We start from the raw sequence: 14423 nt of genomic DNA on the forward strand, positions 1-14423 counted from the left end.
CGGAACTGACGCTATCACAGAAAGACCATATTGGAACAATGCGTGGTTTCAGAGATGGTTGCGTCAAGCTGCAACCTGTACGCTAACCGTCCGCCGCTCGATCCCCCGGCCCTATGATGAACATCAACGAACGTCTGCCCCCTTCAGGATCGGAAGCGCTGGTCGATTACGGCCATGGTGAGTTCCGCGTCGTGCGCCCTGGCGCCTTCGTCCGCTGCGCCGTCACTGGTGCTGCGATCCGGCTCGAGGATCTGCGCTACTGGTCGGTCGACTGGCAGGAGGCCTATGCCTCGCCTGAGGCGGTGCTATTGCGCCTGCGACGCGCCGGCCGCAGCTGAGCGGGCCTTCACGACGGCGTGACGCAGCAGCGCGTCGAGTGCTGCGTCATCCTCGAAGACGAGCGTGACCGGCACGCACAGAAGGAGCGAGCGTTCGGCCGCCGGCCAGAGCGGCGCGAGCTTGACCATGTCCTTCTCGGTGACGGCGATGCGGCAGGCCTTCGCCTTGGCGTCGCCGATCAGCGCCGCGACGTCGGCATCCGAATAGGCGTGGTGGTCGCCATAAGCGCGTTGGCCGGCAAGCCGCGCACCGGCGGCGCGCAGCGTCGCCGCGAATTTCTCGGGCCGCCCGATCCCCGAGGCGGCCAGAACCGATAGGCCGGCGAGCTCCGCCTGAATGTCGACCGGCGGCACGAGCTTGGCCCGCAGCACGCGTTTGCCGACGGTGAGTGCGTGCGCGGCGACATGCTCGCCGGCCGCTCCCTCGCCGATGACGACGAGGGCATCGACCTGCCCGAGCTGCCCGGCGAGCGGCGCGCGCAGCGGCCCGGCCGGCAGGCAAAGCCCGTTGCCGACGCCAGCGACGCCGTCGACGACCGCCAGTCGCAGGTCCTTGTGCAGCGCGGGATTCTGCAGCCCGTCATCCATCAGGACGACGCTGGCGCCCGCTTCGCGTGCGAGCGCAGCGCCGGCTGGCCGCTCCCGCGCTACGATCGTCGGCAGCTGCGCCGCCAGCAGCAGGGGTTCGTCGCCAACGTCGACGGCTGCGTGCCGGGCCGCATCGACCCGCAGCGGGCCGGGCAGCCGCCCGCCATAGCCGCGCGTCAGGGCGAAGGGCGTCTCACCCATCGTGGCGAGCCGGGATGCCAGCGCCAGCGTGGTCGGCGTCTTGCCGGCGCCGCCGGCGACGAAGTTGCCGACGCAGATCACCGGAAGGCCGGCTTCGATACCCGGACGGCGCATGCGCTTCAGCGTGACCGCGCCATAGAGCATCCCGAGCGGTTGCAGCAGCCGGGCGAGGGCGGATGGCGGCGCGTGCCACCAGAAGCCCGGGGCGCGCATCACTCCACGCTCTCGCGCTGGCCGATGGTCGCGCGCAGCAGCAGCGGCTCGATCGCCTGGACGGTCCGTTCCAGCGCGCCGCTGAGCTCGGTGCTGGTGCGGGCTGCGGCCCGCGCGGCCTGGCGCGCTGCAGCGGGGTCGCTGAGCCAGCGATGCACTGCCTGGGCCAGCTCCTGCCGGTCGGCGACCTGGATTGCGCCACCGCCGGCATCGAAGGCGGCAAAGAGATCGGCGGATTTATGCACGAGCGGGCCATGCAGCAGGGCGCAGCCGAGCTTGGCCGGCTCGATCGGGTTGTGGCCGCCGATGGGGGCGAGCGAGCCGCCGATGAAGGCGACCGGCGCCAGCCGGTAGAACAGGCCGAGATCGCCGAGCGTATCGGCGATGTAGAAGTCTATGTCGCGCTCGGGGAGGTGGCCGAGCGAGCGCCGGGCGCTGGCGACGTCGTTGGCCTGCGCCAGCGCCTCGACCTCAGCGCCGCGATCGGGATGGCGGGGCACGACGATGGTGAGGAGCTTTGGCAGATGCGTCCTGACGCCGAGATGGGCCGCGAGCACATCCTCTTCCTCGCCCGGATGGGTCGAGGCGGCGACCCAGACCGGCCGGCCGGCGGCGAGGCCGTCAAGCAAGGCAAGCGTATTGGGGTCGGCCGGTGGGGCGGGGACGTCGAATTTCAGGTTGCCGGCGATGCTGACGCGCGGTGCGCCGAGCTGGGCGAGGCGTTGCCCGTCCTCCTGCGATTGGGCCAGGCAGCGGTCGAAGCCGGAGAGCAGATAGCGCGAGGTCTGCGGGAACTTGTACCAGCGCCGGAAGGAGCGCTCCGACATGCGCGCATTGACCAGGACGAGCGGCACGCTGCGCTTGCCGGCTTCGATCATCAGATTGGGCCAGATTTCGGATTCGCAGATCAGGCCGAGATCGGGGCGCCAATGGTCGAGGAAGCGGCGCATATAGCGGGGAACGTCGAGCGGCAGGAACTGATGGATCGCCCCGGCCGGCAGGCGCTGCGCCAGGAGGCGCGCCGAGGTCACCGTGCCCGAGGTCACCAGCACGGCGAGCCCGCGCCGCTGCAGCCGCTCGATCAGGGGCAGCAGCGTCACCGTCTCGCCGACGCTGGCGCCATGCAGCCAGACGAGCGTCTTCGCCGGCCGCTCGATGCTCGGATGGCCCCGCCGCTCGGAAAGGCGTGCCGGGTCCTCCTTGCCGCGCCGGCGCCGCCAGAGCAGCAGGCCGGCGGCTGCCGGCTCGAGCAGGGCGGTGAGCGTCCGGTAGGTCTGGATGATGAAGCTGCGGCCGATCATGCGGCGCTGGCCTTGGCCGTTGCTTTTGCAGCCTGGATTTCACGCAGGTCCGCGCCGGGATCGCGCGCGCCGATCAGCGCATAGGCGCGCTCATGTACGGCGTCGAGCCCGGCCTGGACGGCAAGGCGCGCCGCCTCGCAGGTCGCCTCGTCCGCCTCGCGCGCAACCCAGACGGGATCGCCGACGACGATGGCACCGCGCCCGAAGGGCAGGCCGATCGAGGCGCGATCCCAGCTGTTGAAGTCGATGCGCCGGCTGGTCACCACGGCGATCGGATGGATTGGCCGCCCCGAGGCGCGCGCCAATTGGACGATGCCCGGGCCGCAGATGCGGGCGCGCTTGGGGATGTCGGCGGTCAGCACCATGGTGTCGCCGGCGGCGAGTCGGCGGACCATGGCGAGGAAGGCCGGCGCGCCGCCCTTCTCGCGGACCTTCTTGCCAGAGGCGCCCGAGCCGCGGATCGCCCCGATGCCGAGCTCGCGCAGCGCGACGGCGTTGAAGCCGCCGTCGCCATGGCGCGAGACCAGCGAGCAGGACGGCATCCACTCCGGCCGGGCGAACGGGATCATGACATGCTGGCCGTGCCACATCGCGATGATCAGCGGCAGCTCGCCGCGCACGCGATCATAGACGTCGGCCGGCTCGACGACGAAGCGGTTCGTGCGCCTGACCAGGCGCAGATAATAGGCGAGGCTGCGCCCAAGCGCCTCCTGCGCGAACTTCGTCTTGAGCAGCGAAAATCCCATCGAGCCGGACTGCAGCGTCTTTCAGATCAGCTCTGGGCTGTCGAGGGATCGAGCAGGCGATGCAGGTGGACGACGAAATAGCGGGTCTGGGCCTGATCGACGGTCTGCTGCGCCTTGGACTTCCAGGCCGCATGGGCGGCGGCGTAGTTCGGGTACACGCCGACGATGTCGACCTGGGATAGATCCTTGAACTCGACCCCGTCGAGCGAGCTCAACTCGCCGCCGATCACGAGGTGCAGCAGCTGCTTGGTGTCCTGGCTCGTGCTCATCGTTCGTCTCCGACCGGTGTCCTGAGGTCTGCGTCGAAAGCAAGCTGGAGCAGCGCCGGACTTGCTCCGACCTGCCTTGCCTGCGCTTTTGCCGTGCGATCAGATAAGCCATCAGCCGCGCGCGCGCGAGGGCCGATCGCCAACAAATTGCGGTTATTTCCGGCAGCTTTCGCCCTGGCGCTGCGGCAGCGGCGTCGCGCCGCGCTTCAGCTCCGCTGCGGCTGGCTCTCGCGCAGCCGGCGCAGCGCCTGCGCGAGTGAGGTGGCAAGACTGGTTCCAGACGCCATCAGCATGCCGTGGACCGGTATCTCGCGGTTATAGCTGAGCGCTTCGCCATCGGAGGTCGTGACCTGGCCGCCGGCCTCCTTGAGCACGAGATCGGCGGCGGCGAGATCCCAGTCGCGCGCATCCGGTGAGACCACCCCGGCATCGATCGTTCCGTCGGCAATGCGGGTCAGGCGCAGCGCCAGCGACGGAATCTTGTCCGCCGCGACGAAATCCTGCTGGCGGGCGAGGGCGTCGAGGATCGGTTTTGGGCCTGCGATGCGGGCACCGGCGAGCGTCGTGAGCCCGTTCGCGCGGATCGGCTTGCCGTTGCTCTGCGCTCCACCGCCGCTGACCGCCGTATAGGTCGTCGTCCCTGCCGGCGCATGCACCACGCCGAGGATGGGGCGCCCTTCGTCGAGCAGGGCGACGCAGACCGCCCAGTCGGCCGAGCCCGCCATGTAGGCGCGGGTGCCGTCGATCGGATCGACCACCCAGACGAAGCGGCGCGACAGCCGGATCGTGTCGTCAGCCGTTTCCTCCGAAAGCCAGGCGGCTTCCGGCAGCAGCGCCGCGAGGCGGACATGCAGGAAGGTATCGACACCGATATCGGCTTCGGTCACCGGCGAGCCGCCGGCCTTCGACCAGGTCTTGGCGACGGTATTCGCCCCGGGGCGGAACAGGTCGAGCGCGAGGCCACCGGCCTCGTGGCAGGCGGCTTCGACGGCGGCCAACAGATCCCCGGCGATCGGCAATGGTGTGGATGTCATCGCACTTCGTTACGGCCTTGCGGGGCGGCTGAACAAGGAAAAAGCCACCATCGGGAGAAAGATTCCGTCAAGCATCAACCGGGAAACCAACCGCAAAAGGGCGGAAAACCGCTTCAACACCTTTGTTTAACCCTCAAGCTTAAGCGCTCGGACAATCCTTCCCGCCACTCTCCTCCCTGCAGAGCACGAGAACCCCGCATCCACAGAGGGTTCCGGGCAGCAGGGATTAAGAGAGAGGCGTTAAAACCGATGGCCAGCGTCACGCCGGCTGCTGGGGAGGCTGGCTGCGTGCCTGCCTTCCCCAGCAGCGCGCATAATCAGAGCGGGCAGCCCTCGCAGTCGGCGCAAGCGCCGCAGCAGCAAAATAGCCCACGCATCGAGCGTGTCGGGCCGGTGCGTATCCTGCGTGGCGGCAAGGGCTGGCGCGGCATCGCGCTGCGCCTCGCCGGCGGCGCGATCGCCGATGATGACCGTTTTCAGGTTGCTCTGACCGCGGGCGATGGCCGTTCGGTCGTTGTCGCTGTGCTCGATCAGGACGATGCCATCGCCGTCTGGCGCGATGCCGGCCGCACGAGCGGCCTGCCGCTGCTGCTCGAAACCAGCGACGGAGCGATCACGGAACCTTATCCGCAGCTCGGCCGGGTCGCGCTCGGCGCGGTCCGCATCCGCCGCCGGCATGCTTTGCTTGCCGGCCGCCGCCCGCGCTTCCTGACGCGGCGCAAGACCGGCCGCCTGCCGGAGCGCCCCGTGGTGATCCGCGGCGAGATCTTGTCCTAGAGCAGGATGGCTTAGCGCAGAAGCAAACCGTCATTCCGGGCTCGATCCTTTTGGATTGCCCTGGAATGACCGAGTGATTTTCGGTCGCTAGAACGCGAACTTCACCAGCGCATCGAGTGCGAAGCCGGCCGCCAGCAACAGGCCGGCATGCCAGTTCGACCGGAACAGCTTCAACGCCGTAGGCCCGTCTGCCCCTGCGATGCTGTGGACCTGCCAGCCGAGGTGCAGCGCGAACAGCGCCACTCCGATGAAGGCGACCGGCCCCGCCCCCGCGAACCAGGCGGCGACGCCGGCGAGCGCGATCGTCATGCCGTAGCAGAGCCCGACCGCCTGCTGGGTGAAGGCGCCAAAATAGCGGGCGCTCGACTTGATCCCGGCGATGACGTCGTCCTCGATGTCCTGCATCGCATAGATCGTATCGTAGCCGATGGTCCAGAACACCGCAGCGGCGTAGATCAGATAGGCCGGCGCATCGAGCTGGCCGAACACCGCGCTCCAGCCGACGAGTCCACCCCAGGAAAAGGCGAGGCCGAGCACGAATTGCGGCATGTTCGTGATCCGCTTCATGAACGGATAGATCGCGACGATCGCCAGCGAGGCGATGCCGGCGATCACCGTGAAGCGGTTGAACTGCAGCAGGATGACGAGGCCGACGAGGGACAGCCCGACCATGAAGGCGGCCGCTTGCTTCGGGCTGACCTGGCCGGAGGGCAGGGGACGGCCGCGGGTGCGCGCCACCTGCGCGTCGAGCTTGCGATCGACGATGTCGTTGAAGGTGGAGCCGGCGCCGCGCATCACGATCGCGCCGATCAGGAACAGCAGGCAATGCCAGAGGTTCGGGACAGGCAGTCCTGCCGCGATCGCGGCAAGCCCGGCTGCCCACCAGCACGGCAGCAGCAGGAGCTGCCATCCGACCGGGCGCTCGATCCGGGCGAGCTTGAGATAGGGCCGTAGTCCCGAAGGCGCCTTCGTATCGACCCAATGTCCTTTCAGGGCGTCGGGAAGCGGTGCGTCAGCGAGTGGAGGCGAGGGTGCCATATTGGCACCGCCGGGTCAGAGCGCGCCCTGCGGCACGCGCATCGGGCCGCCAGTGATGGAATCGGCGCCGCCGAACGGGTTGGCGCCCTGCTGTTGCTGCGCCTGCTGCTGGGCGCGGCGCTGCATCTGCGCCTGCTGCTTTACCGCATTGCAGGCCTGGCCGCGGATGGCGCCGGCCTTCTCGTTGTCGGCCTTCATGCCGTCGACGAAGCTCGCCGGAATCTGGCACCAGTCCTGGTTGGCGGACGCGAACTTGATCAAGGTATTGCCGTTGCCGACAAGCCGACCGAGGATGCCGCAGGCCTGCTGGGGCGTCATCTTGCGCTTGGCCTTCGCGTTCGCGTTGAGCTGCCCGACGATCGACTGGCGCTCCTGCATGAGCTTCTGGATGTTCTCGCAGCCCGAGGGCACCTGCGCGAATGCCGGCTCGGCCAGGGCCAGCCCAGCCAGCGCCACTGCCAGCTTCAGGGTCGCGTATCGCCGCATCATCCGCTCCGCTCTTGTCCCGTCACCCACGCCCGTCCCGGCGTCGCGGGCCTTTCCATAACAGTGAGAGCCGTGCACCAACAAGCGCCGGCTCGCATTTCACCGAGATTGCTTGCCGATAGCGTGGGATTGTGGCGACTTTCGCGCCGTTATGACGGGATCGGATTCGAAGAGCATGCGGGATTTCACCAAGCACCGGCTGTACAGCGAGGCGCCGTTGGCACCGGGCGCCGTGCTGGACCTCGCGCGCGACCAAGCCAATTATCTGCTGAACGTGCTGCGGTTGCGCAGCGGCGACACCATCCTCGTCTTCAACGGCCGCGACGGCGAGTGGCTCTGCGCGATCCGGGCGGAAGGACGCAAACAGGCCAGCCTGGAGGCGCTGAACCAAACCCGCCCGCAGCCGCCCGCGCCCGGTCTTCTCTACCTTTTCGCGCCGCTGAAGCATGCGCGGCTCGACTACATGGCCCAGAAGGCGGTCGAGATGGGGGCGGGCGTGCTTCAGCCGGTGTTGACCCGCTTCACTCAGGTCTCGCGGCTCAATCTCGACCGGCTCGCCGCCAATGCGGTAGAAGCGGCCGAGCAATGCGGTATCCTCGCTCTACCGGAGATCAGAGCAGAGCAGCCGCTCGCGGCAGCGCTCGCCGGGCTCGAGCCGGAGCGGCTGCTGGTCTTCTGCGACGAGGCGCAGGAGCCGCAGAGTCCGATCGCCGCCTTGCAGAAGGCCCCCCGCGGGCCGATCGCCCTGTTGATCGGCCCGGAAGGCGGCTTCGACGAATCGGAGCGCGCTCTGATTCTGCAGCGCGAGCGGGTGCTGCGCCTGTCGCTTGGCCCGCGCATTCTCCGAGCGGATACGGCGGCGGTCGCTGCGCTCGCCGTCGTGCAGGCGACATTGGGCGACTGGTCCGCCAGATAACTCCGCAACTTGCGTGCCGTCGGCTTCTCTCCCGCTGCTCGGAACGCGGTGGCCGCTTCCGCGTTTAGGCGTGAAAACTGCGCCGCTGGTCGCAGTTCCGACTCATTGACTGGCAGTCTGGCGCCGCTGCTTCGCTCCGGGGCGGCGCGCCACGGGGGAGAGACATCATGGTGAGCAGCGCCTACCGCTTCGGTATCGAGGAAGAGTACTTCCTGTCCGATGCCGCAAGCCGCGGCGCCGTGCGCAAGATCGCACCGCGTTTCATCGAGGCGGCGCAGGCTGCCTTTCCCGACGAGTTGCAGCGCGAGATGCTGCAATCGCAGATCGAGGTGGCGACGCCGGTCTGCGAGAGCATGACACAGGCCCGCCATTCGCTGCGGCGGCTGCGCTCGGGGTTGGCCGCGATCGCGCGCGAGCACGATATGCTGTTGCTTGCCTGCGGTACTCATCCGAGCGCCGTCTGGGCTCGCCAGCGCGCCACCGAGGCCAAGCGCTACGATGGCATCATGCGCGACCTTCAGATGCTCGGAAGCCGCAACCAGCTCTGCGGCTTGCATGTCCATGTCGAGGTGCCGGACGAGGATCAGCGCATCTCGATCATGGTCCGGATGCTGCCTTTCCTGCCTCTACTGCTCGCACTCTCGACCTCCTCGCCGTTCTGGCAGGGGCGACGGACCGGGCTGATGGGCTATCGGCTCTGTGCCTATGCGGAATTGCCGCGCACCGGCCTGCCGGAGCTCTTTGCCGATGCCGCAGATTATCGCGCCTATGTCGATACCATGGTCGCCGCCGGCGCGATGCGCGATTCCAGCTTCGTCTGGTGGGCGATCCGGCCCTCGGATCGGCACCCGACGCTGGAGTTGCGCGTTGCCGACAGCTGCACGCGGCTCGACGACACGCTTGCCATCACCGCTCTCTATCGCTGCCTGGTACGCCATCTCGCCCGCAAGCCCGGGCTCAACGCCGACCTCACTGCCGCCTCGCGCGCCCTCGCTGGCGAGAACATCTGGCGTGCCCAGCGCTATGGCCTGCATGGCGGCTTTGTCTGTGAGAAGCGCCGCGCCATGCTGCCCGTCGGACAGGTGCTGGACGAGGTGCTGGCCCTGCTCGATGAGGATGCCGCTGCGCTCGGCTGCGGCCTCGACCTCGCCCATTGCCGTAGCATCGTCGCAGGCGGCACCAGCGCCGACATGCAGCTGGCGATCTTCGAGGAGGCCCGCGCCGGTACGGGCGGCCAGAACGCCGGACTGGTCGCCGTCACCGACTGGATCGCCGCGCAGACGCGTGCGGATGATGCGGATGATGATGGGTTCGTGCCGAAGGGTGCAAATCTGCTGCGCGGAGCCGCCTGACCGCTTTGCGATCATGCGTTGATGCAAGGTCGGCGTGCGCTCGCACGCGTTTGCGGTCGTTGTCGGATCAGCGCCGCTCGCCTATTGCTGGCGCTCCTCAGCGCATGGCGCGGCGGGAGCACCAGCTCCCGCTGCCCGTGCCGCACTCGATCCGGCGCGTTGCCCGGCTGCCAGATCGGCAGGCGGCGCGCCGGTGCATGCATGCCGGAGCGCCCATGGCCCGCGACGTATCCGATTCGACTCCGATTAGCTCGAAGGCCGAACTCGTCGGCTGGATCGCGCAGGGTGAGAAACCGGCCTCCGAATTCAGGCTCGGCACCGAGCACGAGAAGTTCCCGTTCTATCGCGACGATCTCAGCCCCGTTCCCTATGAGGGCGCTGCTGCCGGCCGCAGCGGCGGCATCCGGCAATTGCTGGAGGGCATGCAGGCCCGCCTCGGTTGGGAGCCGATCCTGGATGCCGGCCATGTCATCGGCCTGGCCGGCCCGGACGGCGGCGGCGCGATCTCGCTCGAGCCTGGTGGCCAGTTCGAGCTCTCCGGCGCGCCGCTTGCAAATGTGCATGAGACGGCCAGCGAGCTCGACCAGCACCTCGCGGATGTGAAGGCGGTCGCCGAGCCGCACGGCATCGGCTTCCTGCCGCTCGGCCACTCGCCGCTCTGGACCCGCGAGCAGACGCCGATGATGCCGAAGCGGCGCTACCAGATCATGAAGAACTACATGCCGAAGGTCGGCACGCGCGGCCTCGACATGATGTTCCGCACCTGTACCGTCCAGGTGAATCTCGATTTCGCCGACGAGGCCGACATGGTGCGCAAGCTGCGGGTCTCGCTCGCCTTGCAGCCGCTGGCTGCGGCGCTCTTTGCCGCCTCGCCTTTCAGCGACGGCAAGCTCAACGGCTTCCAGTCGATGCGCTCAGAGATCTGGCGCGACACCGACAATGCCCGCTCCGGCATGCTGCCCTTCGCCTTCGACGAGGGCATGTCCTACGAGGCCTATGTCGACTGGGCGCTCGACGTTCCCCTGTATTTCGTCAAGCGCGGCGACATCTATCACGACGTCGCCGGCGCCTCCTTCCGCGACCTGCTCGCCGGCAAGCTTCCGCAACTGCCGGGCGAGCGGGCCACCATGTCGGACTGGGTCAACCACCTCGGCACCCTGTTCCCGGAGGTGCGGCTGAAGCGCTATATCGAGATGCGCGGCGCCGATGCCGGCCCGGTCGAGATGCTGAACGCGCTGCCGGCCTTCTGGGTCGGCCTGCTCTATGACGATGCTGCGCTCGCAGCCGCCTGGGACCTGGTCAAGGGCTGGAGCGCCGAGGACCGTCAGCAACTGCGCGACACTGTGCCGAAGGCCGGACTCAACACCAGGATCGCGAACCGTCCGCTGCGCGAGCTCGCCCGCGAGGTAGTCGAGCTGTCGCGCGCCGGTCTCGTTCGCCGGGCTCGGCTCGACGACAAAGGCCGTGACGAGGCGATCTATCTCGAGCCGGTCATCGCTATCGCCCAGAGCGGCCGCACGCTCGCCGAGCGTCTGGCTGTGCGTGAGCAGGGGGCCTGGGGCGGAAAGGTCGAGCCGGTCTTCCCGGAACTCGCGCTGTAGGCGCTGAAGGCGAGCGAGACATTCGTCGGTGATCGCGTGTTTTGCGCTTCGGATTAACCAATTATCCGGAGTTTTGGGCTAATCTGGCGGGTATGGAACGCTTGTCCGCCCTGGCCCTCGAATTCCTGCGTGACCGCCGCGGCGCGACTGCGCTCGAATACGGCTTCATCGCGTTCTTCGTCTCGATCGCTGCGATCGCGACGATCCGGCAGATCGGCCCGCTGCTGAACGCGAAATACGCCAGCATTCTGCCCGGTCTCCAGTAGGACAGCTCTGCGGTCGCCTGCCAGGGCGTATCGGTCTTGCTCGCTCGCGCTGCAGCTCTCCTTTCAGTTTTAAGCGCATTTTACCATATCGCCGGAAGGTCACGCTGCCAGGCGGGTTTTCGCAGCGATACCAGCGACATTCACGGGTTTCGGAAAGGTTTTCTCAATCGCCCCGTACCTAACGTTCAGGCAATCGTCCTGTCGTTCGCCTGTCCCGTTTGCGAGGCCCCCCAATGCCCGGCCTGTTCCGATCTCTCCTGACGGATGTGCGCGGCGTCAGCGCGCTGATGTTCGGGCTCGCCGCACCTGCGATCGCGCTTGCCGTCGGCGGAGGCATCGATTTCAGCCAGGCTGCGGCGCGGCGCCAGCGCATCGCCAGCGCCGTCGAGATCGGGTGCCGGGCGGCTTCGCTGGAGATCAATTTCCAGTCGCGGCAGACGGGGGCTGATCCGAAGAAGGACTATACTTCGGTCGCGAACACCAAGATCCGGGAGAGTGTCAACGGCTTGTCCCAGCCCGGTGTGACGGGTGTCAACGTGACCGCCACGCTCGCCAACAACATCATCACGGCCGTCGCGACGGCCGCAAGTGCCAACGCTTTCGGCGGCATACTGGGCTACAATACGGTAGCGCTCCGCGTCGAACGGAACTGCAATTATGTGGTCGGTACGCCTGGGACGCCGACGCCAACCGGCACGGTTCTGTTCGTCGAATCCTTCGAGACCGGACACAATGTCGCGTCGAACAGCTGGACCGTGCTGAACAACTGGAACGGCTGGACGACTCAGAGCGGCAAGGGTGGCATCGAGATCAACGGCATCCCGGAGCTCGCGGCCAATACCATCCGCTTCGGCAACTTCTTCGCCGAGCTCGACTCGCACTGCTACACCTCAGGCTGCAAGACCAATTCGAACATGTGGCGCGAGTTCACGCTTGAGGTCGGCGACTACGAATTGAGCTACTGGTACATTTCGCGTGTTCGCAACGCAGCTTATGCCGGCCAGACGTTGTGCGCCTACAGCACCGACGCGAAGGCGGTGTGGGACAAGCTCAAGGCGGCGACCTGGGAAAGCCAGACCAACCGCATCGAGGCCTTTTTCCAGAAGAAGTCGGGTTCCTACTCCACGCCTTCCAAGGACGTGGACAAGGCCACCGACCAGGTCGACGTCTGCGTTCACACCGACAAATGGACCGAGCGGAAGATTCCGCTGAAGGTCACGACGAAGGGCACCTATCGCATCTTCTTCCAGGCAGCAGGCCGCGAGGACACCTATGGCGGCCTGATCGACTACATCCGCTTCTGCAGCGGCAGCTGCCCGTGAGAGTGCCTGACCATATGGGCGGCGATACTCCGCTGATCGGCAAGGCGCGCTTGCGCGCATTCCGTCGCGACATCGCAGGCTCGACGGCGATCGAATTCGCCTTCATCGGGATGGCGTTCGTCGTCCTGCTGCTGGGCATTCTCCAGTTCGCGCTCGCCTTCATGGCGCAGATGTACATCCATGATGCCGTATCCGATGCGGCCACCGGCAGGACTGCCGGTACCTATGCCGGAAACCGGGCGCAGGTGAAGAACCAGATTTGTGGCCGATTGATCGCGATCGACAATTGCGTCGGCAGTCTTCTCCTCGAAACGCAGCCGCTGGCGAATTATGCAGCCGGGTCGCAACCGATCACTGGCGCGACCTTCGTCGCCGGCACTTCCGGGACGATGATGCTGATCCGGGCAAAGGCGCAGGTGATCACCTTCGTGCCGGGGCTGCCGACGCTGCACGTCACCGGAGCCGCACTCTATACGAGGCCGTAATGAGACGTTCCTTCGGATTGTTCAGGCGATCGCGGCGCCGGCACGGATTGATCCGCGATCAGCGTGGCGTCGCCGCGATCGAGTTCGCTCTGATCAGCACCGCCATGTTCGCCTTGCTTTCGGGCGCGGTCGACGTCACCCAGGCGATCACCATTCAGCGTGACCTCAACCGGTTCGCGGCAGAGGTCGCGCAGGCCATTGCCGGCTCCTGCAAGGGGGCGGCGAGCTGCGCGGCAGCGGCGATGGAGACCATCCGGGCGCGGCAAGGCAACATCGCGCCCAAGCTCGCGAGTATCCAGCTCGGCATCGCGAATTTCGATCGGGCCAACAACCGGATCGAGAACATCATCGGTACGATGACCTATCTGCCGGCCGACATGAATACCCAGGCATTGGCGATGATGGCGAACGGTGACAAGGGCGTAGCGGTGCTCGCGACCTATACCCACACGCCGATCATTCTCGGCCTCGCCGATGACTGGGGCTTCACGACCAAGACCTTCACCGCCAAGAGCGTTGTTCTCGCCGCTCGCCCCTGACCGTCGCCTACTCCGCCGCCACCTTGAAGCTCTGCAGGTTGTCCAGGCTCTGGATGATGTGCTCGGCGAGCGCGTTCGACAGGATCGAGGGGTCGTGCCGCGTGCGCAGCAGGCCGATCTTGCAGGAGGGCAGGGTTGAGAAGCCCTCGGCTGGGCCCAGGATGCGCATGCCCGGCCGGACAGCGCTCTCCGGCAGCACCGAGACGGCGAGGCCCGCCACCACCGCGGCGCCGACCGCGGTCGAGTTCCAGCTGGCATAAAGCACGCGGAAGCGCCTGCCCTTGCTCTCCAGCGCCTCGACAGCCGCCTGGCGCCAGTTGCAGGTCGGGCGGCCCAGCGCCAGCGGCAGCGGGTCCTCCTCATGCACGCAATGACGGGCCGAGGTCACCCAGAGCAGCGGCTCGATCCGGATGATCTCGCCCTGGCCGCGGCCTTCGACATGGGTGATGATCGCAAGGTCGATGTCGCCGCCGCCGATCCGTTCCGCCAGCATCGGCGTCGGCTCGCAGACAACGGTGACCTCGGTGCGCGGGTTGGAGCGGGCGAAGCGCGCCAGGATCTCCGGCAGATAGCGGTCGGCATAGTCATCCGGGACGCCTAGCCGGATGCGGCCCTTCAGATCCGCCTCCGTGAAGCTCGCGACGCATTCGAGATTGAGCCGGACGATGCGGCGGGCATAGTCGAGCAGGCGCTCTCCGTCCTCGGTCAGCTTGGCGTGGCGCCCGTCGCGGCCGAAGAGCGGGCGGCCGACCCGCTCCTCCAGCCGCTTCATCTGCATCGAAACGGCCGATTGCGTCTTGAACACGATCTCGGCGGCGCGGGTGAAAGAACCGGTATCGGCGATGGCGACGAAGGTCTTGAGCTGATCGGCGTCGAGCACATGGGCCATGCCGGCCTCCTTCAAGAGGTTCATCAAGATCGGTTGTGTTTAGCATCATAACCATTCGTTTG

17 protein-coding genes are annotated in these 14423 nt (G+C 67.2%); 9 read left to right on the plus strand and 8 right to left on the minus strand.

Features of this window, described 5'->3' with window-relative positions; translation table 11 throughout:
* Positions 1–116 precede the first annotated feature (116 nt).
* A complete protein-coding gene (locus V7S63_RS14315; protein ID WP_336530950.1) occupies positions 117–338 on the plus strand; it encodes a DUF2093 domain-containing protein in 222 nt (73 codons plus the stop codon).
* Here V7S63_RS14315 and lpxK read toward each other — a convergent pair.
* From lpxK to V7S63_RS14340, 5 genes are all read right to left on the minus strand, one after another.
* Positions 306–1340, minus strand: a complete 1035-nt coding sequence (gene lpxK / locus V7S63_RS14320; RefSeq protein ID WP_336530951.1) for a tetraacyldisaccharide 4'-kinase — start codon at positions 1338–1340, stop codon at positions 306–308. The genes V7S63_RS14315 and lpxK overlap by 33 nt on opposite strands.
* Positions 1340–2641 (minus strand): 3-deoxy-D-manno-octulosonic acid transferase, encoded by a 1302-nt coding sequence (locus V7S63_RS14325; protein WP_100959170.1) that lies wholly within the window; start codon positions 2639–2641, stop codon positions 1340–1342. Before V7S63_RS14325 ends, lpxK begins: the two co-directional genes overlap by 1 nt.
* Positions 2638–3387 (minus strand): lysophospholipid acyltransferase family protein, encoded by a 750-nt coding sequence (locus tag V7S63_RS14330; protein ID WP_100959169.1) that lies wholly within the window; start codon positions 3385–3387, stop codon positions 2638–2640. The genes V7S63_RS14325 and V7S63_RS14330 overlap by 4 nt, the downstream gene beginning before the upstream one ends.
* A 26-nt stretch (positions 3388–3413) precedes the next feature.
* Positions 3414–3656: a DUF4170 domain-containing protein gene (locus V7S63_RS14335; RefSeq protein WP_100959168.1), complete on the minus strand. Its 243-nt coding sequence runs from the start codon at positions 3654–3656 to the stop codon at positions 3414–3416.
* A 206-nt stretch (positions 3657–3862) separates the two neighbouring features.
* Positions 3863–4690, minus strand: a complete 828-nt coding sequence (locus tag V7S63_RS14340) for a 3'(2'),5'-bisphosphate nucleotidase CysQ (protein ID WP_336530713.1) — start codon at positions 4688–4690, stop codon at positions 3863–3865.
* 288 nt (positions 4691–4978) lie between these two features.
* Here V7S63_RS14340 and V7S63_RS14345 point away from each other — a divergent pair, with 288 nt between their 5' ends.
* On the plus strand, positions 4979–5467 hold the full coding sequence (locus tag V7S63_RS14345; protein WP_143079678.1) for a DUF6101 family protein: 489 nt from the start codon (positions 4979–4981) through the stop codon (positions 5465–5467).
* Between the two features lie 87 nt (positions 5468–5554).
* Here V7S63_RS14345 and ubiA read toward each other — a convergent pair whose 3' ends face one another.
* The gene (gene ubiA, locus V7S63_RS14350; RefSeq protein WP_336530714.1) at positions 5555–6505 is read right to left on the minus strand and encodes a 4-hydroxybenzoate octaprenyltransferase; all 951 of its coding nucleotides are present in this window, start codon (positions 6503–6505) and stop codon (positions 5555–5557) included.
* Between the two features lie 15 nt (positions 6506–6520).
* Positions 6521–6991 (minus strand): hypothetical protein, encoded by a 471-nt coding sequence (locus tag V7S63_RS14355; RefSeq protein ID WP_336530715.1) that lies wholly within the window; start codon positions 6989–6991, stop codon positions 6521–6523.
* A gap of 175 nt (positions 6992–7166) precedes the next feature.
* On the opposite strand from V7S63_RS14355, the gene V7S63_RS14360 reads away from it, so the two are divergent.
* From V7S63_RS14360 to V7S63_RS14390, 7 genes are all read left to right on the plus strand, one after another.
* Positions 7167–7907, plus strand: a complete 741-nt coding sequence (locus V7S63_RS14360) for a 16S rRNA (uracil(1498)-N(3))-methyltransferase (RefSeq protein WP_336530716.1) — start codon at positions 7167–7169, stop codon at positions 7905–7907.
* A 167-nt stretch (positions 7908–8074) separates the two neighbouring features.
* Positions 8075–9259, plus strand: coding sequence for a carboxylate-amine ligase (locus V7S63_RS14365; protein ID WP_336530717.1), 1185 nt, complete (start codon positions 8075–8077; stop codon positions 9257–9259).
* Positions 9260–9474: 215 nt separating this feature from the next.
* The gene (locus tag V7S63_RS14370; RefSeq protein WP_091831876.1) at positions 9475–10860 is read left to right on the plus strand and encodes a glutamate--cysteine ligase; all 1386 of its coding nucleotides are present in this window, start codon (positions 9475–9477) and stop codon (positions 10858–10860) included.
* Positions 10861–10961: 101 nt separating this feature from the next.
* On the plus strand, positions 10962–11126 hold the full coding sequence (locus tag V7S63_RS14375; protein WP_244543754.1) for a Flp family type IVb pilin: 165 nt from the start codon (positions 10962–10964) through the stop codon (positions 11124–11126).
* Between the two features lie 233 nt (positions 11127–11359).
* On the plus strand, positions 11360–12448 hold the full coding sequence (locus V7S63_RS14380) for a TadE/TadG family type IV pilus assembly protein (RefSeq protein WP_336530718.1): 1089 nt from the start codon (positions 11360–11362) through the stop codon (positions 12446–12448).
* Entirely contained in the window at positions 12445–12933 is a 489-nt protein-coding gene (locus tag V7S63_RS14385) for a TadE/TadG family type IV pilus assembly protein (RefSeq protein WP_336530719.1), read from the plus strand. The genes V7S63_RS14380 and V7S63_RS14385 overlap by 4 nt, the downstream gene beginning before the upstream one ends.
* On the plus strand, positions 12933–13472 hold the full coding sequence (locus tag V7S63_RS14390; RefSeq protein ID WP_336530720.1) for a TadE/TadG family type IV pilus assembly protein: 540 nt from the start codon (positions 12933–12935) through the stop codon (positions 13470–13472). Before V7S63_RS14385 ends, V7S63_RS14390 begins: the two co-directional genes overlap by 1 nt.
* 7 nt (positions 13473–13479) lie before the next feature.
* Here V7S63_RS14390 and V7S63_RS14395 read toward each other — a convergent pair whose 3' ends face one another.
* A complete protein-coding gene (locus V7S63_RS14395) occupies positions 13480–14361 on the minus strand; it encodes a LysR substrate-binding domain-containing protein (protein ID WP_091832439.1) in 882 nt (293 codons plus the stop codon).
* Positions 14362–14423: the final 62 nt, after the last annotated feature.

The sequence above is a fragment of the Allobosea sp. CCNWLY174 genome (assembly GCF_037120455.1).
Taxonomy (GTDB): domain Bacteria; phylum Pseudomonadota; class Alphaproteobacteria; order Rhizobiales; family Beijerinckiaceae; genus Allobosea; species Allobosea lupini.

Coding starts and splice junctions, on each gene's coding strand:
- V7S63_RS14315 (WP_336530950.1), top strand. CDS start 117: ATGAACATCAACGAACGTCTGCCCCCTTCAGGATCGGAAGCGCTGGTC.
- lpxK (WP_336530951.1), bottom strand. CDS start 1,340: ATGCGCGCCCCGGGCTTCTGGTGGCACGCGCCGCCATCCGCCCTCGCC.
- V7S63_RS14325 (WP_100959170.1), bottom strand. CDS start 2,641: ATGATCGGCCGCAGCTTCATCATCCAGACCTACCGGACGCTCACCGCC.
- V7S63_RS14330 (WP_100959169.1), bottom strand. CDS start 3,387: ATGGGATTTTCGCTGCTCAAGACGAAGTTCGCGCAGGAGGCGCTTGGG.
- V7S63_RS14335 (WP_100959168.1), bottom strand. CDS start 3,656: ATGAGCACGAGCCAGGACACCAAGCAGCTGCTGCACCTCGTGATCGGC.
- V7S63_RS14340 (WP_336530713.1), bottom strand. CDS start 4,690: ATGACATCCACACCATTGCCGATCGCCGGGGATCTGTTGGCCGCCGTC.
- ubiA (WP_336530714.1), bottom strand. CDS start 6,505: ATGGCACCCTCGCCTCCACTCGCTGACGCACCGCTTCCCGACGCCCTG.
- V7S63_RS14355 (WP_336530715.1), bottom strand. CDS start 6,991: ATGCGGCGATACGCGACCCTGAAGCTGGCAGTGGCGCTGGCTGGGCTG.
- V7S63_RS14360 (WP_336530716.1), top strand. CDS start 7,167: ATGCGGGATTTCACCAAGCACCGGCTGTACAGCGAGGCGCCGTTGGCA.
- V7S63_RS14365 (WP_336530717.1), top strand. CDS start 8,075: ATGGTGAGCAGCGCCTACCGCTTCGGTATCGAGGAAGAGTACTTCCTG.
- V7S63_RS14370 (WP_091831876.1), top strand. CDS start 9,475: ATGGCCCGCGACGTATCCGATTCGACTCCGATTAGCTCGAAGGCCGAA.
- V7S63_RS14380 (WP_336530718.1), top strand. CDS start 11,360: ATGCCCGGCCTGTTCCGATCTCTCCTGACGGATGTGCGCGGCGTCAGC.
- V7S63_RS14390 (WP_336530720.1), top strand. CDS start 12,933: ATGAGACGTTCCTTCGGATTGTTCAGGCGATCGCGGCGCCGGCACGGA.
- V7S63_RS14395 (WP_091832439.1), bottom strand. CDS start 14,361: ATGGCCCATGTGCTCGACGCCGATCAGCTCAAGACCTTCGTCGCCATC.